This window comes from Ensifer sp. R1-3, from assembly GCF_056739175.1.
The window spans coordinates 2,862,970-2,885,616 of record NZ_CP096515.1 but is presented as its reverse complement, the minus strand read 5'-3'; the positions used below and the strand labels follow the sequence as shown (position 1 = coordinate 2,885,616).

17 protein-coding genes and 1 pseudogene are annotated in these 22,647 nt (G+C 64.7%); 4 read left to right on the top strand and 14 right to left on the bottom strand.

Going from position 1 to position 22,647, the window contains the following annotated elements; genetic code table 11:
- Positions 1-3 precede the first annotated feature (3 nt).
- Both amaB and M1D43_RS13780 read left to right on the top strand, forming a co-directional pair.
- A pseudogene (gene amaB / locus M1D43_RS13785) lies at positions 4-1,537 on the top strand (L-piperidine-6-carboxylate dehydrogenase).
- A 16-nt stretch (positions 1,538-1,553) separates the two neighbouring features.
- Positions 1,554-2,786 (top strand): pyridoxal phosphate-dependent aminotransferase, encoded by a 1,233-nt coding sequence (locus M1D43_RS13780; protein WP_153315122.1) that lies wholly within the window; start codon positions 1,554-1,556, stop codon positions 2,784-2,786.
- A gap of 187 nt (positions 2,787-2,973) precedes the next feature.
- On the opposite strand, the gene M1D43_RS13775 is transcribed toward M1D43_RS13780, so the two are convergent.
- Positions 2,974-3,522: a cupin domain-containing protein gene (locus M1D43_RS13775; RefSeq protein ID WP_153315124.1), complete on the bottom strand. Its 549-nt coding sequence runs from the start codon at positions 3,520-3,522 to the stop codon at positions 2,974-2,976.
- Between the two features lie 145 nt (positions 3,523-3,667).
- Between M1D43_RS13775 and aptA the strand changes: the two genes are divergently transcribed.
- Entirely contained in the window at positions 3,668-5,005 is a 1,338-nt protein-coding gene (aptA, locus tag M1D43_RS13770) for an omega-aminotransferase AptA (protein WP_153315126.1), read from the top strand.
- Positions 5,006-5,222: 217 nt separating this feature from the next.
- Here the strand turns inward: aptA and M1D43_RS13765 are convergent, their stop codons facing one another.
- From M1D43_RS13765 to M1D43_RS13705, 13 genes are all read right to left on the bottom strand, one after another.
- Positions 5,223-6,590: a glycerate kinase type-2 family protein gene (locus M1D43_RS13765; protein WP_192923498.1), complete on the bottom strand. Its 1,368-nt coding sequence runs from the start codon at positions 6,588-6,590 to the stop codon at positions 5,223-5,225.
- A 15-nt stretch (positions 6,591-6,605) separates the two neighbouring features.
- A complete protein-coding gene (locus tag M1D43_RS13760) occupies positions 6,606-8,261 on the bottom strand; it encodes a GMC family oxidoreductase (protein ID WP_153315130.1) in 1,656 nt (551 codons plus the stop codon).
- 136 nt (positions 8,262-8,397) lie between these two features.
- The gene (locus tag M1D43_RS13755; RefSeq protein WP_153315132.1) at positions 8,398-9,171 is read right to left on the bottom strand and encodes a 3-ketoacyl-ACP reductase; all 774 of its coding nucleotides are present in this window, start codon (positions 9,169-9,171) and stop codon (positions 8,398-8,400) included.
- Positions 9,168-10,688 carry a GMC oxidoreductase gene (locus tag M1D43_RS13750; RefSeq protein ID WP_153315134.1) on the bottom strand — a complete coding sequence of 507 codons (1,521 nt, stop codon included), beginning with the start codon at positions 10,686-10,688 and terminating at the stop codon, positions 9,168-9,170. Before M1D43_RS13750 ends, M1D43_RS13755 begins: the two co-directional genes overlap by 4 nt.
- Positions 10,685-11,797 carry an ABC transporter ATP-binding protein gene (locus M1D43_RS13745; RefSeq protein WP_003535873.1) on the bottom strand — a complete coding sequence of 371 codons (1,113 nt, stop codon included), beginning with the start codon at positions 11,795-11,797 and terminating at the stop codon, positions 10,685-10,687. The genes M1D43_RS13750 and M1D43_RS13745 overlap by 4 nt, the downstream gene beginning before the upstream one ends.
- Positions 11,798-11,800: 3 nt before the next feature.
- On the bottom strand, positions 11,801-12,682 hold the full coding sequence (locus tag M1D43_RS13740) for a carbohydrate ABC transporter permease (RefSeq protein WP_003535874.1): 882 nt from the start codon (positions 12,680-12,682) through the stop codon (positions 11,801-11,803).
- Positions 12,682-13,560 (bottom strand): carbohydrate ABC transporter permease, encoded by an 879-nt coding sequence (locus M1D43_RS13735; RefSeq protein WP_003535875.1) that lies wholly within the window; start codon positions 13,558-13,560, stop codon positions 12,682-12,684. The genes M1D43_RS13740 and M1D43_RS13735 overlap by 1 nt, the downstream gene beginning before the upstream one ends.
- Positions 13,561-13,726: 166 nt before the next feature.
- A complete protein-coding gene (locus M1D43_RS13730) occupies positions 13,727-14,971 on the bottom strand; it encodes an ABC transporter substrate-binding protein (protein WP_153315136.1) in 1,245 nt (414 codons plus the stop codon).
- A 160-nt stretch (positions 14,972-15,131) separates the two neighbouring features.
- Positions 15,132-16,640, bottom strand: coding sequence for an aldehyde dehydrogenase family protein (locus M1D43_RS13725; protein ID WP_153315138.1), 1,509 nt, complete (start codon positions 16,638-16,640; stop codon positions 15,132-15,134).
- Positions 16,640-17,419 (bottom strand): enoyl-CoA hydratase/isomerase family protein, encoded by a 780-nt coding sequence (locus M1D43_RS13720; protein WP_153315140.1) that lies wholly within the window; start codon positions 17,417-17,419, stop codon positions 16,640-16,642. The genes M1D43_RS13725 and M1D43_RS13720 overlap by 1 nt, the downstream gene beginning before the upstream one ends.
- Complete coding sequence (locus M1D43_RS13715; protein WP_153315142.1) at positions 17,412-19,034, bottom strand: acyl CoA:acetate/3-ketoacid CoA transferase; 1,623 nt, start codon at positions 19,032-19,034, stop codon at positions 17,412-17,414. Before M1D43_RS13715 ends, M1D43_RS13720 begins: the two co-directional genes overlap by 8 nt.
- The gene (locus tag M1D43_RS13710; RefSeq protein WP_153315144.1) at positions 19,034-20,035 is read right to left on the bottom strand and encodes a 1,5-anhydro-D-fructose reductase; all 1,002 of its coding nucleotides are present in this window, start codon (positions 20,033-20,035) and stop codon (positions 19,034-19,036) included. The genes M1D43_RS13715 and M1D43_RS13710 overlap by 1 nt, the downstream gene beginning before the upstream one ends.
- Positions 20,032-21,075 carry a LacI family DNA-binding transcriptional regulator gene (locus M1D43_RS13705; RefSeq protein ID WP_153315146.1) on the bottom strand — a complete coding sequence of 348 codons (1,044 nt, stop codon included), beginning with the start codon at positions 21,073-21,075 and terminating at the stop codon, positions 20,032-20,034. Before M1D43_RS13705 ends, M1D43_RS13710 begins: the two co-directional genes overlap by 4 nt.
- A gap of 296 nt (positions 21,076-21,371) precedes the next feature.
- Between M1D43_RS13705 and M1D43_RS13700 the strand changes: the two genes are divergently transcribed.
- Positions 21,372-22,541 (top strand): dihydrodipicolinate synthase family protein, encoded by a 1,170-nt coding sequence (locus tag M1D43_RS13700; RefSeq protein WP_153315149.1) that lies wholly within the window; start codon positions 21,372-21,374, stop codon positions 22,539-22,541.
- Positions 22,542-22,647: the final 106 nt, after the last annotated feature.

Sequence of the window (22,647 nt, the reverse complement as noted above, 5' to 3'; positions counted from 1 at the left end):
CACATGAACATTGCAGCCAAGAAAATCGATGTCGCGAGCGAGGCAGCCGCGCTCCTCGATAAAATGGGCGTCGCCAAGGACCTCTACACCGGCGGCGACATGCCGTCCTTCAGCCCGGTCACCGGCGAGAAGATCGCAAGTCTCAAGACCGTATCTGCCGCTGAAGCCGCCGGCAAGATCGAGAAGGCCGACGAGGCTTTCCGCGCCTGGCGCCTCGTACCGGCGCCCAAGCGCGGCGAACTCGTCCGGCTTCTCGGCGAGGAACTGCGCGCCTTCAAGGCCGATCTCGGCCGCCTCGTCTCGATCGAAGCCGGCAAGATCCCGTCCGAAGGCCTCGGCGAAGTGCAGGAGATGATCGATATCTGCGATTTCGCCGTCGGCCTTTCCCGCCAGCTCTACGGCCTGACGATCGCCACCGAGCGTCCCGGCCACCGGATGATGGAAACCTGGCACCCGCTCGGTGTCGTCGGCATCATTTCCGCCTTCAACTTCCCCGTCGCGGTCTGGTCTTGGAATGCAGCGCTCGCGCTCGTCTGCGGCGACGCCGTCGTCTGGAAGCCGTCGGAAAAGACGCCGCTTACCGCGCTCGCCTGCCAGGCGATCCTGGAACGCGCCATCGCACGCTTCGGCGACGCTCCGGAAGGCCTGTCGCAGGTCCTGATCGGCGACCGGGCGATCGGCGAGGTTCTCGTCGACCATCCGAAGGTGCCGCTGGTTTCGGCGACCGGCTCCACCCGCATGGGCCGCGAGGTCGGTCCGCGGCTTGCCAAGCGCTTCGCCCGTGCGATCCTGGAACTCGGCGGCAACAATGCGGGCATCGTCTGCCCGTCCGCCGATCTCGACATGGCGCTGCGCGCCATTGCTTTCGGGGCTATGGGTACCGCCGGGCAGCGCTGCACGACCCTGCGCCGCCTCTTCGTCCATGAAAGCGTCTACGACCAGCTCGTGCCGCGCCTGAAGAAAGCCTATCAGTCGGTTTCGGTCGGCAACCCGCTGGAATCGGCCGCACTCGTCGGGCCCCCTCGTCGACAAGGCGGCCTTCGACGGGATGCAGAAGGCGATCGCCGAGGCAAAGAACCATGGCGGAGCCGTCACCGGCGGCGAGCGCGTCGAGCTCGGCCACGAGAACGGTTACTACGTCAAGCCGGCACTGGTCGAAATGCCGAAGCAGGAAGGCCCGGTTCTCGAGGAAACCTTCGCGCCGATCCTCTACGTCATGAAGTACAGCGACTTCGACGAGGTGCTCGCCGAGCACAATGCGGTTGCCGCCGGGCTTTCCTCCTCGATCTTCACCCGTGACATGCAGGAATCGGAACGTTTCCTCGCAGCCGACGGCTCGGATTGCGGCATCGCCAACGTCAATATCGGTACCTCCGGCGCCGAGATCGGCGGCGCGTTCGGCGGCGAAAAGGAGACCGGCGGCGGCCGAGAATCCGGTTCCGACGCCTGGAAGGCCTATATGCGGCGCGCCACCAACACGGTGAACTATTCGAAGGCTCTGCCGCTGGCGCAGGGCGTCTCTTTCGACATCGAATAATCGAACAGGATCGGCCATGACCATCAATGCAACGGTCAAGGAGGCGGGCTTTCAGCCCGCCTCGCGGATTTTCTCGATCGGAGTTTCGGAAATCCTGAAGATCGGCGCCCGCGCCGCCGCCATGAAGCGCGAAGGCAAGCCGGTGATCATCCTCGGCGCCGGCGAGCCGGACTTCGACACGCCGGAACACGTGAAGCAGGCCGCCTCGGATGCGATTCACCGCGGCGAGACGAAATACACCGCACTCGACGGCACGCCGGAACTGAAGAAGGCGATCCGCGAGAAATTCCAGCGCGAGAACGGGTTGGCCTACGAGCTGGACGAGATCACGGTCGCGACCGGCGCCAAGCAGATCCTCTTCAACGCCATGATGGCCTCGCTCGATCCGGGCGACGAGGTCATCATTCCGACGCCCTACTGGACCTCCTATTCGGACATTGTCCAGATCTGCGAGGGCAAGCCGGTCCTGATCGCCTGCGACGCATCTTCCGGTTTCCGCCTGACGGCGGAAAAGCTGGAGGCGGCCATCACGCCGCGGACCCGATGGGTGCTCTTGAACTCGCCCTCCAACCCCTCGGGCGCCGCCTACAGTGCGGCCGACTACCGGCCGCTGCTCGAGGTACTTCTGAGGCACCCGCATGTCTGGCTGCTCGTCGACGACATGTATGAGCACATCGTCTATGACGGTTTCCGCTTCGTCACCCCGGCGCAGTTGGAGCCGGGCCTGAAGAACCGCACGCTGACCGTAAACGGCGTCTCGAAGGCCTATGCGATGACCGGCTGGCGGATCGGCTATGCCGGTGGCCCGCGCGAGCTCATCAAGGCGATGGCGGTCGTCCAGAGCCAGGCGACCTCATGCCCCTCTTCGATAAGCCAGGCGGCTTCGGTCGCGGCGCTCAACGGGCCGCAGGACTTCCTGAAAGAACGGACCGAGAGCTTCCAGCGCCGCCGCGATCTCGTGGTCAACGGCCTGAACGCGATCGACGGCCTCGACTGCCGCGTTCCCGAGGGTGCCTTCTACACCTTCTCCGGCTGCGCCGGCGTGCTCGGCAAGGTGACGCCATCAGGCAAGAGGATCGAAACGGATACGGACTTCTGCGCCTATCTTCTGGAAGACGCCCATGTCGCCGTCGTCCCGGGCTCGGCCTTCGGCCTCTCACCCTTTTTCCGCATCTCCTATGCAACATCGGAGGCGGAGCTGAAGGAGGCGCTCGAACGAATCGCTGCGGCTTGCGAGCGGCTTTCGTGAGCGGCTCGAATTGCCCCTCAACCGCCTGCCGGCACCTTCTCCCCGTTCCACGGGGAGAAGGGCCTCGTGGCGCTCGCTCGTAACACCGCAACGGCTTCGGCAGGAAGGGGAGTAGCCCGCTTGTCCCTTCTCCCCGTCAGAACGGGGAGAAGGTGCCGGCAGGCGGATGAGGGGCGTTCTTTCCCCTTCAAAACGTCGGCGGCGTACAGGCGCTGATCACTTCGCAGGGCACCGGGCCGATGCAGCGAAAGCGGTGCGGCCGCCGGCTTTCGAAATAATAGGCATCACCGGGCCCGAGGATGCGCCGCTCGTCGTCGACGGTCACTTCGAGCCGGCCCGAAAGCACGATGCCGCCTTCCTCGCCCTCATGCACCAGCGGCACCTTGCCGGTATCCGCGCCCGGCTGGTAGCACTCCTTCAGGATCTGAAGGCTGCGGCCGAAAAGGTTATCGCCGATCTGGCGATAGGAGATCGGTCCCTTGCCGATCTCCACCAGTTCCTCCGCCGCATAGAAAGCCCTGCGCGGCTTCTCCGGCTCGAAGGAGAAGAACTCCGCAAGCCCGATCGGAATACCGTCGAGGATACGCTTCAGCGCGCCGACCGAGGGGTTCGATGCATTCGATTCGATCAGCGAGATGGTGGAGTTGGTAACCCCAGCCCGTTTGGCGAGTTCGCGCTGGGAAAGCTTGTGCCTCAGCCGCACATGCCGCAGGCGGCTGCCGATATCGACGCTCATAGCGAACTCCGGTGTTGACGTTGTTTGAAATAGCGAAACTCTATCAAACTCTCCCGTGAAAATACAACGACTTAGATGACCTTAGAAAAGGACTTGTTCGTAAATCCAAATCATGGCGTCAATCGGCTAACGACAGGAGGATGCCATGAACGCCCACAACAAGCCCAACGCTCCGGTTCTCGACAGCTACTGGATGCCCTTCACCGCCAACCGCCAGTTCAAGGCGGCACCCCGGCTGCTCGCCGCTGCCGAGGGCATGCACTACACCAGCGTCGACGGCCGGACGGTTCTCGACGGCACCGCCGGCCTCTGGTGCGTGAATGCCGGGCACGGCCGCCGGCAGATCGCCGCCGCGGTCGAGCGGCAGCTTTCGACCATGGACTTCGCGCCGTCCTTCCAGATGGGTCATCCGATCGCCTTCGACTTCGCCGAACGGCTGGCCGAGATCGCGCCCGGTCCGGCCGGCGCCAAGCTCGATCGGGTGTTCTTCACCGGCTCGGGCTCGGAATCCGTGGACACCGCGCTGAAGATGGCACTTGCCTATCAACGTTCGATCGGCCAGGGCACGCGCACCCGCCTCATCGGCCGCGAACGCGGTTATCACGGCGTCGGCTTCGGCGGCATCTCCGTCGGCGGCATCGTCAACAACCGCCGCGTCTTCCCGCAGCTTCCCGGATCCGACCATCTGCGCCACACCCATGACCCGGCGAAGAACGCCTTCGTCAAAGGGCAGCCGGAGCATGGTGCAGAGCTTGCCGACGACCTCGAAAGGCTCGTGGCGCTCCACGGCGCCGAGACGGTCGCCGCCTGCATCGTCGAGCCCGTCGCCGGCTCGACCGGCGTGCTGATCCCGCCGAAGGGCTATCTCGAGCGGCTGCGCGCGATCTGCGACAAGCACGGCATTCTCCTGATCTTCGACGAGGTGATCACCGGTTTCGGCCGGCTCGGTGCGGCCTTTGCGACCGACTATTTCGGCGTCACGCCGGACATCGTCACCACCGCCAAGGGGCTTACCAACGGCGCGATCCCGATGGGCGCTGTCTTTGCCAGCCGCAAGGTGCACGACGCGCTGATGCACGGCCCCGAAGGCCAGATCGAGCTCTTCCACGGCTATACCTATTCCGGCCATCCGGCCGCCTGTGCCGCAGGCATCGCCACGCTCGACATCTATCGCGACGAAGGCCTGATGACGCGCGCCGCCGAAATCGAGGGCGACTGGCACGAGGCGATGCATTCCATGAAAGGCCTGCCGCATGTCATCGACATCCGCACCATCGGCCTCATCGCCGGCATCGAGCTACAGTCGCGCGACGGCGCGCCGGGCGCTCGCGCCTATGACGTCTTCGTCGATTGCTTCGAGCGCGGCCTGCTGATCCGCGTCACCGGCGACATCATCGCCTTCTCGCCGCCTCTGATCGCGGAGAAGCAGCATTTCGGCGAGATCGTCTCGATCCTTGCCGATGCGTTGAAGCGGGTGAAGTAACGGCGGTTCGCGCGCGGAATGACCCCTCCTCCCCACAGGTGGGAGGGGCTTAATCTGCCGCGCCTTCCCGCCACATTTGGACGGATGCGCCGTCTCAAGGTCTCGGCAATAGCAGTCGGGCGCCATGAGCGCCAAGCCCCTCCCCCTTGTGGGGAGGGGTTGGGGAGGGGTTGGGGAGGGCAATTTCAGGCCGTGCCATCCCCTTCCAGAAGCAAATTCAGCGTATCAGGATCGCCCGCAGATCATTGACATTCGTCCCCGTCGGGCCGGGTACGAAGAGGTCGCCGCTGGCCGCGAAGGCCGTCCAGGCGTCATGGCGCGCGAGGTGCGCTCTGGGATCGGCGCCTGCCGCCCGCATCCGGCCAATGCTTGCGCCGTCGGCAAAGGCGCCGGCATTGTCCTCGGATCCGTCGATGCCGTCGGTGTCGGCGGCAAGCGCATCGATACCGCCGATGCCGTCGATGTCGAGCGCGAGCGACAGCAGGAATTCGCTGTTACGTCCGCCCTTTCCGTAACTTTCGCCGGAGATCGTCACCGTCGTCTCGCCGCCGGAAAGCAGCACGACCGGCTTCGAAAAGGGACGGTTGCGCGAGGCCACTTCCCGCGCGAGCGCCGCATGCATGCGGCCGATGTCGCGCGCCTCGCCCTCGATCGCATCCGACAGGATCATCGCCTCGATGCCGCTTTCCTGCGCCCGTGCCGCCGCCGCTTCCAGCGAAACACTCGCCGAGGCGATGACGTGGACTTCATTGCCGCCGAATGCAGCATCGTCGGGCCGTGGTGCTCGCGCCGCATCGGAAGCGAGATGCGCCGTCACCCGCCCGGGCAGGGCGATAGCGTATCGCGCGACGATCTCGCGCGCCTCTTCGAGGCTGGATCGGTCGGCAACCGTCGGGCCCGAGGCGACGAAGGCCGGATTGTCGCCGGGCACGTCGGAGACGACGAGGCTCACGACCCGCGCCGGCGCGGCGGCAAGCGCAAGCCGCCCGCCCTTGATCCGCGAGACATGCTTGCGCACCACATTCATGGCGGAGATCGGCGCTCCGGAGGCAAGCAGCGCCTTGTTGACGGCGATCTCGTCCTCCAGGGTCAAGCCGCCGGGCGGGGCCGGCAGCAGAGCCGAGCCGCCGCCGGAGATGAGCGCCACCACGAGATCATCCGCCGTCAGTCCCCCGACCGTTTCGAGAAGCGCCGAGGACGCGGCAAGCCCCGCCTCGTCCGGCACCGGATGAGCCGACTGCAGGACCCTGATTCGCCCGCATTTCTCGACGGGCCCGTGGCGGGCAACGACGGCGCCTGCGAGCGGCCCGTCCCAGAGCCGCTCGAAAGCGGCTGCCATCTGGCTCGCGGCCTTGCCGGCGCCGACCACGATCGTGCGGCCCTTCGGCCGCGCCGGAAGATGCGCCCGAATGGCTGCTTCAGGGTCGGCCGCGGCGACGGCGGCCTCGAAGAGGGATATGAGAAAAGGGCGCGGCTCTATTGACGTCATGGAATCAGACCGGGAATTCTGGATACGGACGAAGGCACCTTGGACGCCGCCTTCAGCCGCCGCAACGATTTTTCGAACGGCCGCCCGAAACTGCAACGCCCGATCGCTCCTTCAGCGGACCTCCGCGCGCGCCCGCGGGCGCGCGTCGTTGCGCTCGTGCTGGAACACGGCCGGGGGCAGCGGCGGCAATCTGCGGATGATGTCGGCCCCCTTTTCGCCCATCATGATCGTCGGGCCGTTTGTGTTGCAGGATGGGACCCTAGGCATCACCGAGCTGTCGCAGACGCGCAGGCCCTCGATCCCGCGAACCTTGAGCTCCAGGTCGACCACCGCCGCCGCGTCGGTCCCCATCTTGCAGGTGCCGACCGGGTGGTGGTCGGTCTTGGCGTTGGCGCAGCCATAGTCGAAGAGCTGCTCGTCGGTGCGGATGCCGTTGCCGGGCAAACGTTCATCGAGGACGAACGGCTTCAGCGCAGGCTGCTGCATGATTTCGCGCGCGATCTTCAAACCTTCGAGCGACATCTGCCGATCATGCGGATCCTCCCAATAGTTCGGATCGATCAGGGGTGCTGCCGCCGGGTCGGCCGAGGAGAGCCGGACGGTGCCGCGCGAGCGCGGGTGCAGATAGGCGGAATTGAGTGTGACTCCGGCATTCTTGAGCCGCGCGACCCCGGCCTCGATGCCCGAACCGAGGCCCAGATGGAACTGGATGTCCGGCGAGCGGGCATTCGGATCGGCATACCAGAAGCCGCCGGTCTCGAAGAGAGACGAGGCGACCGGGCCGGAGCGGAAGAGCACATATTGCAGCCCGGCCCAGAGCGTGCGGTGCAGCCTGGCGACGCCGTCATAGGTATGATCGCCGGTGCATTCGGAGATGACGAAGAGATCCAGATGGTCCTGGAGATTGCCGCCCACACCGGGGAGATCGTGCCTGACCTCGACGCCGACGGAACGAAGGTGATCGGCCGGGCCGATGCCGGACTGCAAAAGGAGTTTCGGCGAACCGATCGCACCCGACGAGACCAGCACCTCGCGTTCGGCACGAATGATCTCGCTGCCCCTCCCCGTTACGACTTCCACCCCGACGGCGCGCCTGCCCTCGAGCATGATGCGGGCGACGCGGACGCCGGTGCGCACCGTCAGATTGGGGCGATCCTTGATCGGCGAGAGATAGGCGAGCGAGGCGGAGGACCGGCGGCGGTTGCGCTGCGTCAGCTGATAGAAGCCGACGCCCGCCTGCTGCTTGCCGTTGAAGTCGTGGTTGTAGGGAATGCCGAGTTCCTGGCCGGCGCGGATATAGGCGTCGCAGATCGGCAGCGCCGAAACCGGCATGGAAACACCGAGCGGACCGCCATAGGAATGATAGTCGTCGGCGAAGCGCTGATTGTCCTCGGCGCGCTTGAAATAGGGAAGCACGCTGCGATAGTCCCAGCCGGTGCAGCCCTCCTCACTCGCCCACAGGTCGTAGTCGGCCGCATTGCCGCGGGTATAGAGCTGTGCATTGATGGAAGAACCGCCGCCGATCACCTTGGCCTGGGTATAGCGCAGCACCCTGCCCTTCATGTGCTTCTGCGGCACCGTGTGCCAGCCCCAGCTGGCGACCCCCTTGGTCATCTTGGCGAAGCCGGCCGGCATGTGGAACAGCGGATTCCAGTCGCCGCCGCCGGCTTCGAGCAGCAGCACCCCGACGTCCGGATCCTCGCTCAGGCGATTGGCGAGCACGCAGCCGGCCGGACCGGCCCCGGTGATGATGTAGTCGTAGGTCATTCACATGTCCTCAAAGTCACGCGCTTCGGCGCGGTATCAGCTATCGGGCCCCTCATCCGGCTGCCGCCACCTTCTCCCCGCCTGCGGGGAGAGGGTTAGGGTGAGGGGCAAGTCTCACGACCGGCGAGAGGAAAATTCACAACCGCCCGATCGAGAGCCCTCCATCCGCCTGGATGACAGAGCCTGTGGCGAAACCGAACTGCCCGCCGGCGAGGCCGGCGACGATATTGCCGATGTCCTCGGGTTCGCCCCAACGCCGCATCGGCACCAGACCGCTTTCAATCAGCCCGTCGTATTTGCCGGAAACCGCAGCCGTCATGTCCGAGCGGATGATGCCGGGACGGACTTCGAAGACCGCGATGCCGGTCTCGGCGAGCCTCAGCGCCAGGCCCTGGCTGAAGGCCGCAAGCCCCGCCTTGCTCATGCAGTAGTCGAGCCGCTCGGGCGACGTCATCGCGGCCGAGACCGAGGTGATGTTGATGATCGAGCGCGACGCTCGAGCGTCGCTCGCGAGCATCGCCTTCACAACGGCCTGCGTGAAAAACACCGTGCCGCGCAGATTGACGCCGACGATCGTGTCGAAATTCTCCGGCTTCAGATCGAGAAAATCGCCGCGCACGATGGAGGCGATGCCGGCATTGTTGACGAGGCAGTCGATCCGGCCGAATTCCGCGACGGCCGCGTCGACGGTCGCCTGATGGCTCGCAAGGTCGGCGAGATCGGCGCGCAGGAAGATCACCCGGGCGCCGATCCCGGTGAGTTCGGCGATTACGGGAGCGACACCCTCCGCATCGCCTATGCCGGTGATGGCGATGTCGAAACCGCTCGCCGCGAGTGCCCGGGCGATACCGAGCCCGATGCCGCGGCGGCCGCCGGTGACGATCGCGACGGGGCGCGCCTTCTCGGTCATGACCGCAGATCCTCTTTCACGATATGGTCGGCGACACGCAGCGCCTGTGCCGCGACGGTCAGTGCCGGATTGACGGCGGCGGAGGTCGGCAGGAAGCCGGCATCGACGACGAAGAGATTCGGATGATCGAAGGCGCGGCAATAGACGTCGAGCGGCGCCTGGCCGGGATCATTGCCGATCCGGACCGTTCCGCACTGGTGCGAGGGCGTCCGCTTGTCGAAGGCCCGTGCGAGCACGATCGGGAAGCCGGCTTTCTTCAGCACCGCCTTCAGCTTGGCAACGAGGTCGAGATGTGCCCGCCAATTGGTGCGCACCCATTTCAGCACAACGCGCTCGCCGTCGACCATGACGCGGCTTTCCGGTGACGGCAGGTCCTCGCTCATGGCGTAGAAGTCGATGCCGCGGGCGGACACCCGGTTTAGCAGCCATTCCGGCATGGCCGGCATGTTCGCCTTCAGTATCGCGCCGGAAATGCGGCCGAGAAGCTGGACATTGCCGAGCGGCGGCCCGCCCGCACCGTCGGAGAGATAGAAGTCGTTGAGGCCGAAGGTCTTCTGATAGACCGAGTCGTTGCGGTACCAGGGGCTGAGCGCGATGACGGCGCTCGAATTGTGGTTCATGAAATTGCGGCCGACCTGATCGGACCGATTGGCAAGCCCGGTCGGGTTGCTGTCGTCGGCCGAGCGCAGGAGCAGTACGGCCGACTGCACCGCGCCGGCGCAGAGGATGACGAGCTTCGGCGAAAGACTGTGCTCTGCCCCGTCCCTGGCGTAGAGCACGGTTTCGATCGCCTTGCCGTCCGGGCCGGTTGCGAGCCGCGTCACTCGCGAGCCGGTCTGCAGCCGCACATTCGGAAATTTCAGCGCCGCCGCCAGCGCCGCCGTTTCGGCATCCATCTTGCCGTCGGACGAGTTCGGATGCGCGTCCCACGGCGTCTTGCCCTTGGCGAGCCAGCGCTCGATGTCGACGCCGAGCGGCAGCGAATAGGGATGGAGGCCGATCTCGGCCAGGCGCTCGCGGACCTTGGCGATGGCAGGCTCGTCCGGCACCGGGCCGTGGGGATAACCGCTCGAATGAGCGGGCTCCGTCGGGTCCTCGCCCAATCTGCCTCGCACTTGGTAAAGCTGCTCTGCCCTGGAATACCACGGCTCGAGTTCCTCGTAGGAAAAGGGCCAGGCCGGAGAGACGCCGTCCCGATGCTGCATCTCCTCGAAATCCTCCCGGCGATAGCGGGTCAGCACCGCGCCGTAGAACTTCGAATTGCCGCCGACATTGTAGTAATTGCCGGGATTGAAGCCGGGGCCGCCCGCCTCGTACCAGGTCTCCTTCGGGCGGAAATGGCCGCGCTGGAAGATCGCCCGCTGGTCGCGATTGACCGGCAGGTCCTCGATATGCGAGCCCGCTTCGAGGATCAGTATCTTGGCGCCCGAGGCAGCAAGGCCCGCAGCGACGGTTGCGCCGCCGACCCCCGATCCGATGATGACGATATCCGGCTGGCTCTCCATCGTCTTCCTCATGCAATCCGCTTTTCGCTTTGCGGGTCGAAGAAGACGGCCTTGTCGAGGTTGAAGGCGAGCCGTGACGTCTGGCCGGGCGCGATGCGCGCATCGGCCCTGAGCCTTGCGACGATTTCCTTGCCGCCGAGCCTCGTCACGGCAAAGGTATCGGAGCCGGCCGGCTCGACCACCTCGATCAGGCATTCGCCTTCGGCGACGAATTGCGCATTGCGATCAGCCCCGTCCGGGTCGGTGAGCGCTTCCGGACGGATGCCGAAGACCACCTCCTTGCCGGCATAGGCGGAGAGCGCGCCGTTATGCGGCACGGCGAGTCTCAAGGGTTCGGCATTCGGCCGCGCCAGCGTCACCGAGACTTGCGAGCCTGCGGTCTCTATCTGCGCTTTGAGCAGGTTCATCGCAGGCGATCCCATGAAATCGGCAACGAACATGTTGGCGGGGTTGTTGTAGATCTCCGCCGGCGTTCCGAATTGCTGCAGCACGCCGTCCTTCAGGACGGCGATCTTGGTCGCGAGCGTCATCGCCTCGATCTGGTCGTGCGTCACATAGACGATGGTCGTCTTCATGCGGTGATGCAGCCGCTTGATCTCGGTGCGCATGTCGACGCGAAGCTTCGCGTCGAGGTTCGAGAGCGGCTCGTCGAAGAGGAAGACCTGGGGATTTCGCACCAGCGCCCGGCCCATGGCGACGCGCTGGCGCTGGCCGCCGGAAAGCTGGCTCGGCTTGCGGTCGAGCAGATGGCCGATCTGCAGCATGTCGGCCACCTGCTTGATCGCCTTCTCGCGTTCCTCCTTCGGCACGCCGCGGATCTCCATGCCGAAGGCGATGTTCCCGGCAACCGTCATGTTCGGATAGAGGGCATAGGACTGGAACACCATGGCGATGTCGCGCTTCGACGGGTGCAGTCCCGAAACCGAGCGGCCGTTGATGGCGATGTCGCCCGAGGTGATCGGCTCCAGGCCGGCGATCGTGTTCAGAAGCGTCGACTTGCCGCAGCCGGAGGGGCCGACGAGCACGAGGAAGCCGCCTTCTTCTATCTCCAGGTTGATGTCCTTAAGGATCTCGAGAGCACCGTAGGATTTGCGCAGATTGGTGATCTTCAGAAACGACATGGCTTATCCTTTCACGGCGCCGGACATCAGTCCGCGGACGAAATAGCGGCCGGACACGATGTAGACGATGAGCGTTGGCAGGGCGGCGAGGATCGCGCCGGCGAAGTGGACATTGTATTCCTTGACCCCCGTTGACGAGCTCACGAGATTGTTGAGGGCCACCGTCATCGGCGTCGAATACGGCCCGGAGAACGAGGCCCCGAACAGGAAGTCGTTCCAGATATTGGTGAACTGCCAGATGACCGAGACGACGATGATCGGCCCTGACGACGGCAGCAATATCCGCCGGAAGATCTGGAAGAAGCTGGCGCCGTCGATCTGTGCCGCACGCACCAGCTCGGTCGGAAAGGCCTCGTAATAGTTGCGGAAATAGAGCGTCGTGAAGCCGATACCGTAGACCACATGCACCAGGATCAGACCCCAGATCGAACCGGCGATGCCGAGGATGCCGAGAATGCGAGCCATCGGGATCAGCACGATCTGGAAGGGGATGAAGCAGGAGAGAAGCAGCATGCCGAAGAAGATGTTCGCGCCGGGGAAGCGCCACTTGGTCAGCACGTAGCCGTTGAGCGCGCCGATGATCGTGGAGATCGCCACGGCCGGAACGACCATCAGGATCGAATTGATGAAGAAGGGGCGAAGGCCCGTCGGCTGTACGCCGATCTGCGCCGTCGACCAGGCCGAAAGCCACGGTTCGACGGTCCAGGTCTGAGGCAGGTTCAACATGCCGCCCTGGCGAATCTCATCCAGCGGCTTCAGGGAATTCACCAGCATCACGTAGAGCGGCAGCAGCGAATAGAGTGCGAAAAGGATCAGCGCCGAATAGATCAGGGCGCGCGTCAGGCGGTTGTGCGAGATGACGTTCTCGGGATTGGGAGCGCCCATCAGCGTTTTCCTCCCCGGACTTCGGAATAGAGATAGGGAACGATGATCGAGAAGATCATCACCAGCATCACGATCGCCGACGAGGCGCCGATCGCCATCTGGTTTCGGGTGAAGGTATAGGAATACATGAAGGTCGCCGGCAGCTCGGTCGCCTGCCCCGGCCCGCCGCCCGTCAATGCGATGATCAGGTCGTAGGCCTTGATGGCAAGATGGGCGAGCACGACAAAGGCGGAAAGGAAAACCGGCCGCATCAGGGGAATGATGATCCGGCGATAGATGGTGGGGGTCGTCGCCCCGTCGATCTGGGCGGCCTTGATGATCTCGTTGTCGACGCCACGCAGGCCCGCCAGGAACATCGCCATGATGAAGCCGGTCGACTGCCAGACGGCCGCTATGACGACGCAGTAGATCGCGTAGTTGCGGTCCTTGATCCAGTTGAACGAGAAGCTTTCCCAGCCCCAGAGATGCATAGTGTTCTCGAGCCCGATCCCCGGATCGAGGAACCATTTCCATGCGGTGCCGGTGACGATGAAGGAAAGCGCCATCGGATAGAGATAGATGGGCCTCAGAAATCCCTCAGCGCGGATCTTCTGGTCGAGCAGGATCGCCAGCGCCAGTCCCAGCACCGAGCAGACGGCGATGTAGAGCGTGGCGAAGATCGCCAGGTTGCTGACCGCGCGCCACCAATGCGGCAGGGCCCAAAGCCGGCTGTAATTGCTCAAACCCACGAAATTGTAGGACGGCAGCATCTTGCTGTCCGTCATCGACAGGAAGCCCGTATAGGCTATGAAGCCGTAGACGAACACCAGAACTATGAGAAAGCTGGGGGCGAGCACGAGCTTCGGCAAAAGCTCCTGCAGCCGGTTGCGGCTATCCATGTTTGCTACCACCGTATGTTTCGTTCGTGCCGCGGTCTGCCCCTCATCCGCCTGCATACCCCTTCTCCCCGCATGCGGGGAGAAGGGGTATGCCGCGCCGCCTCCTAACCCTCTCCCCGCGAGCGGGGAGAGGGTTAGGGTGAGGGGCAACTTCCCTCGCTCCGCCTTACTTCGCAGCCTCGACCGCCGCGACGAGTTCCGTCACCGCCTCTTCCGAGTTGAGTTCGCCGTTGAACTGGCGCGTGACCACGTCGTAGATCGCGTTCTTGACGGCAGCCGGATTGGCATGGCCGTGGGCCATGGAGCCGAAAAGAGTGCCGCTGGTATTGGCTTCCGCGAGGTCCTTGATGCCCTTCTTGCCGCAGGCGTCGAAATCGGTATCCGGGACGTCGGTGCGGGCGGGAACGGACCCCTTGACGACGTTGAAGGCCGACTGGAAGGCCGGGCTCTCGATTGCCGAGGCCATCTGCAGCTGTGCCGGAACCTTGTCTTCCGACACCTTGAACATCGCGAACTGGTCGGAATTGAAGGTGACCGAACCTTGCGTTCCGGGGAAGCGCATGCAGACGAAATCGGTGCCGGGCACCTTCTTCGCCTTCAGGAACTCGCCCTTCGCCCAGTCACCCATGAACTGCAGGCCGGCCTTGTTCTCGATGACCATCGCCGAGGCGAGGTTCCAGTCGCGGCCGGAGAAGTTGTCGTCCACATAGGAGCGCAGTTTCGTCATGCGATCGAAGGCTTCCTTCATCTTGTCGCCGCCGAGTGCCGCCGGATCGAGATCGATGAAAGCCTGCTTGTAGAAATCGTTGCCCAGCGAAAGAACCACGGCGTCGAAGATCGTCGCGTCCTGCCAGGGCTGGCCGCCATGGGCGATCGGCGTGATGCCCTGCTCCTTGAACTTGTCGAGCAGTGCGATCAGCTCTTCCCAGGTCGTCGGTTCCTTGGCGCCGGCCTTGTCGAGCGCGGCCTTATTGATCCAGACCCAGTTGGTCGAGTGAACGTTCACCGGCGCGGCGATCCAGTGGCCGTCATATTTGGAGAATTGCTGCAGGGCAGCCGGAACGACCTTGTCCCAGCCTTCCTTGGCGGCGACCTCGTCCAGATTGCCCAGCGCGCCTTCCTTGGCCCAGTCCAGAATGTCGAAGCCGAGCATCTGCACGGCCGTCGGCGCATTGCCCGCGGTGACGCGGGCACGAAGCACCGTCATCGCTTCGGTGCCGCCGCCGCCGGCGACCGGCATGTCGGTCCAGCTGATGCCCTTGCTCTCCAGGTCCTTCTTGAGGACGTCGAGGGCCGCGGCTTCGCCGCCGGACGTCCACCAGTGCAATACCTCCACATTCTCCGCTGCACGCGCGGCTGTCGCCGCCAACATCAGTGCTGCAACAGCAGTCGTCGTCATGAACTTGCGCATCGTTATCCTCCCGTTTGCAAGTTTCCGAAGCGGAACCTCCTCCGCTCTTTTCTGGTACCGCCCGGTTCCCGCGGACGGCATGGCCTGCGACTAACATCACCCGGCCAATTCAAGACGTTACACCCTTTCGCCGATTACGAAACCTCACCCCTTCCCTTCCTCAGCGCGGCATCCACCAGTTGCTGCGCCGGCCGATATGCATGTTGAGCGTCTTCGTCTCCGTATAGTCCTCGACCGCATGGCGACCGAGCTCGCGGCCGAGTCCGGATTGCCGGTAGCCGCCGAAAGGCAGCTCGGATGCGCCATCCATGAAGGTGTTCATCCAGACAGTGCCGGCGCGTACGCGCCGCCCGATCGTCAGACAGGTATCGAAGTCGCGGCTCCAGACTCCGGCGGAAAGCCCGTAATCGATCGAATTGGCGATGCGGATCGCCTCTTCCGTCTTCTCGAAAGTCAGAACGGAGAGAACCGGCCCGAAGACTTCCTCCCGGGCCACGGCCATTTCGGGCCGAACGGCCGACAGGATGGTCGGCGCCATGAACTGTCCCATGCCGAGATCGAGCGTGGTGCCGCCATGGGCTATTCTCGCGCCTTCGTTCGACGCCGAAGAAACATAGCCGGCAATCTTTTGCAGATGCTGCGGCGTAATGATCGCGCCGACCTGCGTTTCAGGGTCGAGCGGATCGCCGACCTTGACCTTGGCCGAGAGGCTGGCGATGCGCGCCGTCACCTCTTCGGCGATATCGCGATGCAGGATCAGCCGCGAGCCGGCATTGCAGCATTCGCCGGCATTGAAATAGGCGCCGAAGACGGCCGCATCGATGAATTCATCCAGGTTTGCGTCCGGAAAGACGATCTGCGGGTTCTTGCCGCCGAGTTCCAGCGAGACCTTCTTCAGGGTCTGCGCCGCATTCGCCATGGTCAGCCGGCCGATTCCGGTCGAGCCGGTAAAGGAGACCATATCGACATGCGGGTGCGTGGTGAGCGGCGCGCCGGCCTCCGGCCCCGTGCCGACGATGATGTTCACGACCCCCTGGGGCACGCCGGCCGCTTCCAGGATTTCGCCGAGAACCAGCGTCGAGGCCGAGGTGAGTTCAGAGGGCTTCACCACCGTCGTGCAGCCGGCGGCAAGGGCGAAGGGAAGCTTCTGGCTGACGATCAGGAAAGGGAAGTTCCACGGCGTGATGATCGATACGACGCCGATCGGCTCGCGCAGCACGACGCCGAGCGTACCCTCCCCGAGCGTATTGTAGCTTTCACCCGAGAGTTCGCGGGCAAGTGCTGCCGCATAGCGCCAGATGTCGGCGGCACCCGCCAATTCGCCCTTCGCCTGGCTGATCGGCTTGCCGGATTCGACCGCGTCGAGAAAAGCCAGCTCATCCGCGCGCGCGGCAATCATGTCGGCGACCCTGAGCAGGATCAACGACCGTTCCGAGGCGGTCATGCGCGGCCACGGTCCTTCGTCGAAAGCGCGCCGTGCGGCGGCGATCGCCCGTTCGGCATCCGCTTTCGCCGCCGCCTGATAGCGGCTGACGACGACGCCGTGCCCCGGCGCCACGCGCTCGATCGTGCGGCCCTCGGCGCCATCCACCCACTCACCGTCGATCAGCATCCGGAATTCGCGGGTCTCGTAGTCGCCGAGCGCCTTCGGCCTCACCACCACCGTCATCACCATTCTCCCTTGAAGCGGGCTTCACGCTTTTCGCTGAAGGCGGCTACGCCTTCCTTGAGATCGCCGGTCTTGGCGGCGAGGATCGATCCCAACGCTTCCACCGCTGCGCCCTTGTCTTCGCCGCTCGCCGAAGCGATCATCAGCTTCGATATTTCGAGCGCCGCCGGCCCGCGCGCGGCGACCCGCGCGGCGTAGTCGCGCGCCGCCTGCATGACCGCGCCGGTCTCGACCACTGCGTCGATGAGCCCCTCGGCCCTGGCTTCCGCCGCCGAGAACATCTCGCCGCCGAGCACCATGCGGCGAACGATCTGCGCGCCGAAGCGCGCGACCAGGCGCTGCGTGCCCGACCAGCCCGGAACCATGCCGAGGCTCGTCTCGGGCAGGCCGATCTTCACCTGTTTTTCGGCCAGACGTATATCCGCCGCCGCCGCAAGCTCCAGACCGCCGCCAAGCGCATGGCCGTTGAGGGCCGCGATCACCGGCATGCGCAGGGTCGCGAGCCGCTCGAAAACGCGGTGGCCGAAACGCACCCAGTCATGGCCGAAGGCGGCTGGCTCCATGCCGCCCCAGGCCTTGATGTCGCCGCCGGCGGAAAAGGCCTTGCCCTCGCCGGTAAGGATCACGGCCCGCACATCGCGCTTTGCCTCGACCGTATCGCAGGCCGAGTCGAGCGCTTTCAGCATGTCGATGTCGAAGGCGTTGAGCTTTTCCGGCCGTGCGACCGTCACGATCGCTATGGGGTCTTCGAAATCGACGCGGATGCGTTCGTCAGCCATCGACGCCTCCCTTGAGCCGGCGCGGCGCCTTGGCGGGCAGCGTCAGGCCGATCGGCCCCTCGCCGAACAGCGCCGGATCCATCGGCTTCAGCGCGTCGGAGACAATCAGCGGAAACTCTGACTGGCCAAGGATATGCGTTTCGAGATCGACGCCCGGGGCGATTTCGGTGAGCATGACGCCCTCGGGCGTCAATTTCATCACGCAGCGCTCGGTGACATAGGTGATGTCCTGCCCCTGCTCGACGGCGCGGCGGCCGGAGAAAGTGACGTGCTCGACCGCGTTGACGAGCTTTTTGAGCTTGCCTTCCTTGTCTATCACGAGCCGTCCATCGGCGACCGCCAGCTTCGCACCCGCATTGAACATGCCGGAGAAGACGATCTTCTTCGCCCGCGCGGTTATGTCCACGAAGCCGCCTGCCCCCGCCGTCACATGCGGCCGGAAGCTGAGCTTCGAGACGTTGACGGAGCCGGTGCGGTCGATCTCCAGGAAGGAGAGCAGCGAGGCATCGAAGCCTGCGCCCTGGAAATAGGTGAACTGGTACGGCGACGGCATGAAGGCGTCCGCATTGGAAGCGCAGCCGAAGGCGAAATCAAGGAGCGGCACACCGCCGACGGCGCCCTGTTCGATGACCCAGGTGACTGCGCCGTGCAGACCCTCTTCGATGAGGATGCGCGGGACGTTGGCGGAAATGCCGAAACCGAGATTGACCGCACTGCCCGCCTCGAGCTCCTGGGCCACGCGCCGCGCGATCACCTTCTGGATATTGAATTCCGGCAGCCGGAAGCTGTCGAGCGGACGGAAAATCTCGCCGGAAATGGCGGGGTCATAGAGCGTCTGCGTGGTCTGCTTCTGATCGGGATCCACGACGACATAGTCGACCAGGACGCCCGGAACACGCACATCATGAGGCTTCAGCGAGCCTTCCTTGGCAATGCGTTTCACCTGAGCAATGACGATGCCGCCATTGTTGCGGGCCGCAAGCGCCTGGTCGAGGCCGCCGAGATAGGCGCCCTCGTGTTCATAGGTGAGATTGCCGCGTTCGTCGGCGGTCGTCGCGCGGATGATCGCCACCTGCGGCGCGATCGCCTTGAAATAAAGCCAGTCCTCGCCCTCGAAGCCGACCTTCTTCACCACCGGTTCGGCGGCGGCGGACTCATTCATGGCGCAGCCTTCGCGCGACGGGTCGACGAAGGTGTCGAGCCCGACTTTGGTCATTACGCCGGGACGCTTCGCCGCCGCCTCGCGATGCATGTCGAAGAGAATGCCCGAGGGAATATTGTAGGCTGCCACCTCGTTCGCGCCGATCATCTGCCAGATCAGCGGCGGTTCGGCGCTCGACGGACCGGAAGGATAGGAGCCTCCGATGATCTTTTTCAGGAGACCCTTCCTGGCGATGTAGTCCACGCCCTTGATGCCGCTCATGTCGCCGGCGGCGATCGGATGCAGCGTCGTCAGATCGCGCGGATGTCCGGTCGCCTCGAAGCGTTCGCCGATCGCCTTCAGCATCAGGTCCGGGCAGCCAAGCCCGCTGGAGGAGGAGACCGAAACGACTGCGCCGTCCGGAATCAAGCCGGCAGCGTCCGCAAGCGAAATATGTTTGCCCGTCATGCGCATCAAAGTCCCGTTTCGATCTCGACGGCGCCGCCGGTGGCGGCCGCCTTGACCACCGCAAGGCCGGTGGCGAGCGACCAGACGCCATCCTCACCGCTCGCCGACGGACGGCCATCGCCCCCGATCGCTGAATGGAATGCCTCGAGCGCCGTCTCGTAGAGATTGCGGTGGTCGAGCGGCAATTCGCTCTCGCCCTCTTCATTGCGCAGCACGACCGTGCCGACGGGCCGCTGCGTCATCACGTTGCGGCCGATCAGCGATCCCGCGGTGCCGTGCACTTCGAGACCCGTCTCGGCAAATTTCGTGGTGAAGGCATCATGGAACTGGGCGATGACGCCGGAGCGGAAGCGGAGCACGCCCATGACCCCGTCCTCGAGTCCTTCCTTGCCCATGCCGGCGCTGTGGCTGATCGCGACGGCCTCGATCGGGTCGTCGTTCAGAACGAAGCGCAGCGTGTCGGCGTCGTGCACGGTGATATCGAGAATGACGCCGCCGCCCGCCTCCGGCTTGTCGAGCCGCCAGCCCTGGAGGTGCGGCGGCAGATAGACGGCATGGAAGACCCGCGCCGCGATCGGCCGGCCGATCCGGCCCGCGGCGATCGCTTCCCGCATGGCCCGATGCGTGGCGGCATTACGCAAGTGATGATTGGTGCCGAGCACGACGCCGGCCTCACAGGCCTTAAGCACCATTTCACAGCCGTCATTGAGGTTCATCGCCAGCGGCTTCTCGCAGAGAACGTGCTTGCCGGCGCGGATCGCTGCCAGCGCCTGGCCGTGGTGAAGCTCGTTGGTCGTCGAGATGTAGACGGCGTCCACGTCGGGATCGCCGACGAGATCGTCGACGCTCGTCACAGCCTTTGCGATCCCGTTCTCCGCGGCATAGGCCTCTCCTCGTTCCGCGCTCGAGCTCATCACCGAGACGACTTCGCCGCCTGCGGCGCGGATGGCGCCGATCACCCATTCGCGCGCGATCGTGCTCGCGCCGATCAGTCCCCAGCGAATCATGACGAAATCTCCTTCACTCTGCGTCCGACGGCAGCGCCGCAGCTCTGGCGAATGGCGAGCCGAACCGGGCTGACGATCGCTTCCGGCTCGACACGGCCGCTATTGATCTGTTTCAAGAGCAGTTCCGCCGCACGCTCGCCCATGCCCTGCGGATCGACGGAGACCGTGGTCAGCGCCGGCACCGCGGTCTTGGCCTCGATCACGTCATCGAAACCGATCACCGCGAAATCCTCGCCGGGCTCCAGCCGGCGCGCACGCAGCCCGTCGCAGACGCCGAAGGCGACGGCATCGTTGAAGCAGAGAGCCGCGGTCGGCCGCTCCTTCAGCATCATCGCCTGCTCGATCGCCGTCACCCCGCCGGCGCGCGACGGCGACGAACCGATGATGAGATCGTTTGAGACCTCGAGGCCCGCCTCCCGAAGGGCATCGCCATAGCCGCGCATGCGTGCTTCGAAGACCGCGGTATCGGCGAAGCCTCCGAGGAAGGCGACGCGGCGATGGCCACGCTCGACCAGGTGGCGCACGGCGGCAACGGCGCCGGCGTGATTGTCCGAAGTCAAAGAGGATACACCGGCGCCGGGGATGTCGCGCACGACGAGCACGACCGGAATGCCGGCGGCAACGAGCGGCGCGAGATCCGCGGCTTCCGTTCCGCGCGCCGGGGATATGATGAGCCCCGACACCCCGTGCTCGCGCATCGAAGCGATGACCTCGCGCTGGCGGTCGAGCTTCTCGCTCGTATTGGCGAGGAACTGCACGAAACCGGCCGTCTGCACGACCTCATCGACGCCGACCGCGAGCTCCGCAAAGAAGCTGTTCGTGAGATCGTTGACGACGATGCCGATGATCTTCGATCTCGCCTGGCGCAGATTGGCGGCGCTGCGATTATAAACATAGCCGAGCTCACGGATCACTGCATTGACCTTCGCCCGCGTCGATTCATTGACGAGCGGACTTGCCTGCAGCACGAGCGACACGGTCGACTTCGACACGCCGGCGGCGCGCGCGATGTCGACAACCGTCACCCGCTCCTTCCCCATGAACATCCTCCTGAAATTTCATCTCCTCATTCTTAATAATTGGAACGTTCCAATTTCGTCAAGAGGCTTCTGCTCACATTCTTCTGCGATTTAGGCCGGCGCTTGGCAATGCATGGAACTGCGGCGTTCCCTTAAGTGGCTGATATAGCTACTCCGAGGGGATTACTTCTTTTCGGACGGACGGAGATTCCAAAGGTGAGCGCCCCCTGCTGCGAGGAGGGAGTTTGCTTTTCACCTTGAAATTTGGAACGGTCTAAATTATTCGATGCGATGAGCTAGAGGAGGACTTAAAGCCGATGACCAGCGTTTTTCTGCCACGCCAGGACGGTTCGCTCGAAGAGTACCGGCTTCGGGGCGAACCCATCACCCGGCCCGGCGCGGCCCCGGCCTTCAACCGCATCGCCTATGCGGCCGCGCATGTCGTTTCCGATCCGCTTCGCGATAGCGACCCTTGGGGCAATCCGGCGATCGACTGGGAGGCGACGATGGCCTTCCGCCATCACCTGTGGGGCCTCGGCTTCAGGATCGCCGAGGCGATGGATACCGCGCAACGCGGCATGGGACTTCCATGGCCGGCGGCGCAGGAACTGATCCGCCGCTCGCTCGCCGAAGCGCGAAGCGTTCCGGGCGCCGATCTCGCCTGCGGCGCCGGCACCGACCACCTTTCTCCAGCCGACGCGCGCTCGATAGACGATGTCATCGCCGCCTACGAGGAACAGGTCGGCTTCGTCGAGGCCGAGGGCGGCCGGGCGATCATGATGGCGAGCCGGGCGCTCGCCCGCGTCGCGCGCTCCCCCGACGACTACCGCCGCGTCTATGGCCGCATCCTGTCCCGGACGAAGGACAAGGTCGTACTCCACTGGCTGGGCGACATGTTCGACCCGCAGCTCAAAGGCTACTGGGGCTCGGAAAACTTCGGGCAGGCGCTCGAAACCGTGCTGGCCATCATCGGCGAGAACAGCGCAAAGATAGAGGGCATCAAGATTTCGCTGCTCGACAACGCCAAGGAACTGGCGCTGCGCAGCCGGCTGCCGGAGGGCGTGCTCTGCTTCACCGGCGACGACTTCAACTATGCGGAACTGATCGAGGGCGACGGCAAGAAGTACAGCCACGCACTGCTCGGCATCTTCGACGCCGTCGCGCCGTCCGCCTCGAAGGCGCTCGCGGCCCTCGCCGAGGGTGATCTTGCGACCTTTCGCGGCGTCATCGAGCCGACCGTGCCTCTCTCGCGCAAGATCTTCGAAGCGCCGACGCAATACTACAAGGCCGGCGTCGTCTTCCTGGCCTGGCTGAACGGCCACCAACGGCATTTCACCCTGCCGTCCGGCCTGCAATCGGCCCGCGGATTGCTCCATTATGCCGACATCTTCCGCCTGGCAGATCAGGCCAATGTGCTCGACAAGCCGGAACTCGCGGCGGCACGCATGCGCAATCTGCTGGCTGTGCTGGGCGTTGAGCAGGCGTAGATCTCGCCTGATCGCGTCCTCATTTGGGCCGATTGAGCCCCTCATCCCGCTGCCGCGACCTTCTCCCCGCAAGCGGGGCGAAGGGGCGACGCCGCACCCTCCCGGT

What these genes read in the sequence shown, in the direction of transcription:
- M1D43_RS13780 (WP_153315122.1), top strand. Translation starts at nt 1,554, where the DNA reads ATGACCATCAATGCAACGGTCAAGGAGGCGGGCTTTCAGCCCGCCTCG.
- M1D43_RS13775 (WP_153315124.1), bottom strand. Translation starts at nt 3,522, where the DNA reads ATGAGCGTCGATATCGGCAGCCGCCTGCGGCATGTGCGGCTGAGGCAC.
- aptA (WP_153315126.1), top strand. Translation starts at nt 3,668, where the DNA reads ATGAACGCCCACAACAAGCCCAACGCTCCGGTTCTCGACAGCTACTGG.
- M1D43_RS13760 (WP_153315130.1), bottom strand. Translation starts at nt 8,261, where the DNA reads ATGACCTACGACTACATCATCACCGGGGCCGGTCCGGCCGGCTGCGTG.
- M1D43_RS13755 (WP_153315132.1), bottom strand. Translation starts at nt 9,171, where the DNA reads ATGACCGAGAAGGCGCGCCCCGTCGCGATCGTCACCGGCGGCCGCCGC.
- M1D43_RS13750 (WP_153315134.1), bottom strand. Translation starts at nt 10,688, where the DNA reads ATGAGGAAGACGATGGAGAGCCAGCCGGATATCGTCATCATCGGATCG.
- M1D43_RS13745 (WP_003535873.1), bottom strand. Translation starts at nt 11,797, where the DNA reads ATGTCGTTTCTGAAGATCACCAATCTGCGCAAATCCTACGGTGCTCTC.
- M1D43_RS13740 (WP_003535874.1), bottom strand. Translation starts at nt 12,682, where the DNA reads ATGGGCGCTCCCAATCCCGAGAACGTCATCTCGCACAACCGCCTGACG.
- M1D43_RS13735 (WP_003535875.1), bottom strand. Translation starts at nt 13,560, where the DNA reads ATGGATAGCCGCAACCGGCTGCAGGAGCTTTTGCCGAAGCTCGTGCTC.
- M1D43_RS13730 (WP_153315136.1), bottom strand. Translation starts at nt 14,971, where the DNA reads ATGCGCAAGTTCATGACGACGACTGCTGTTGCAGCACTGATGTTGGCG.
- M1D43_RS13725 (WP_153315138.1), bottom strand. Translation starts at nt 16,640, where the DNA reads ATGACGGTGGTGGTGAGGCCGAAGGCGCTCGGCGACTACGAGACCCGC.
- M1D43_RS13720 (WP_153315140.1), bottom strand. Translation starts at nt 17,419, where the DNA reads ATGGCTGACGAACGCATCCGCGTCGATTTCGAAGACCCCATAGCGATC.
- M1D43_RS13715 (WP_153315142.1), bottom strand. Translation starts at nt 19,034, where the DNA reads ATGCGCATGACGGGCAAACATATTTCGCTTGCGGACGCTGCCGGCTTG.
- M1D43_RS13710 (WP_153315144.1), bottom strand. Translation starts at nt 20,035, where the DNA reads ATGATTCGCTGGGGACTGATCGGCGCGAGCACGATCGCGCGCGAATGG.
- M1D43_RS13705 (WP_153315146.1), bottom strand. Translation starts at nt 21,075, where the DNA reads ATGGGGAAGGAGCGGGTGACGGTTGTCGACATCGCGCGCGCCGCCGGC.
- M1D43_RS13700 (WP_153315149.1), top strand. Translation starts at nt 21,372, where the DNA reads ATGACCAGCGTTTTTCTGCCACGCCAGGACGGTTCGCTCGAAGAGTAC.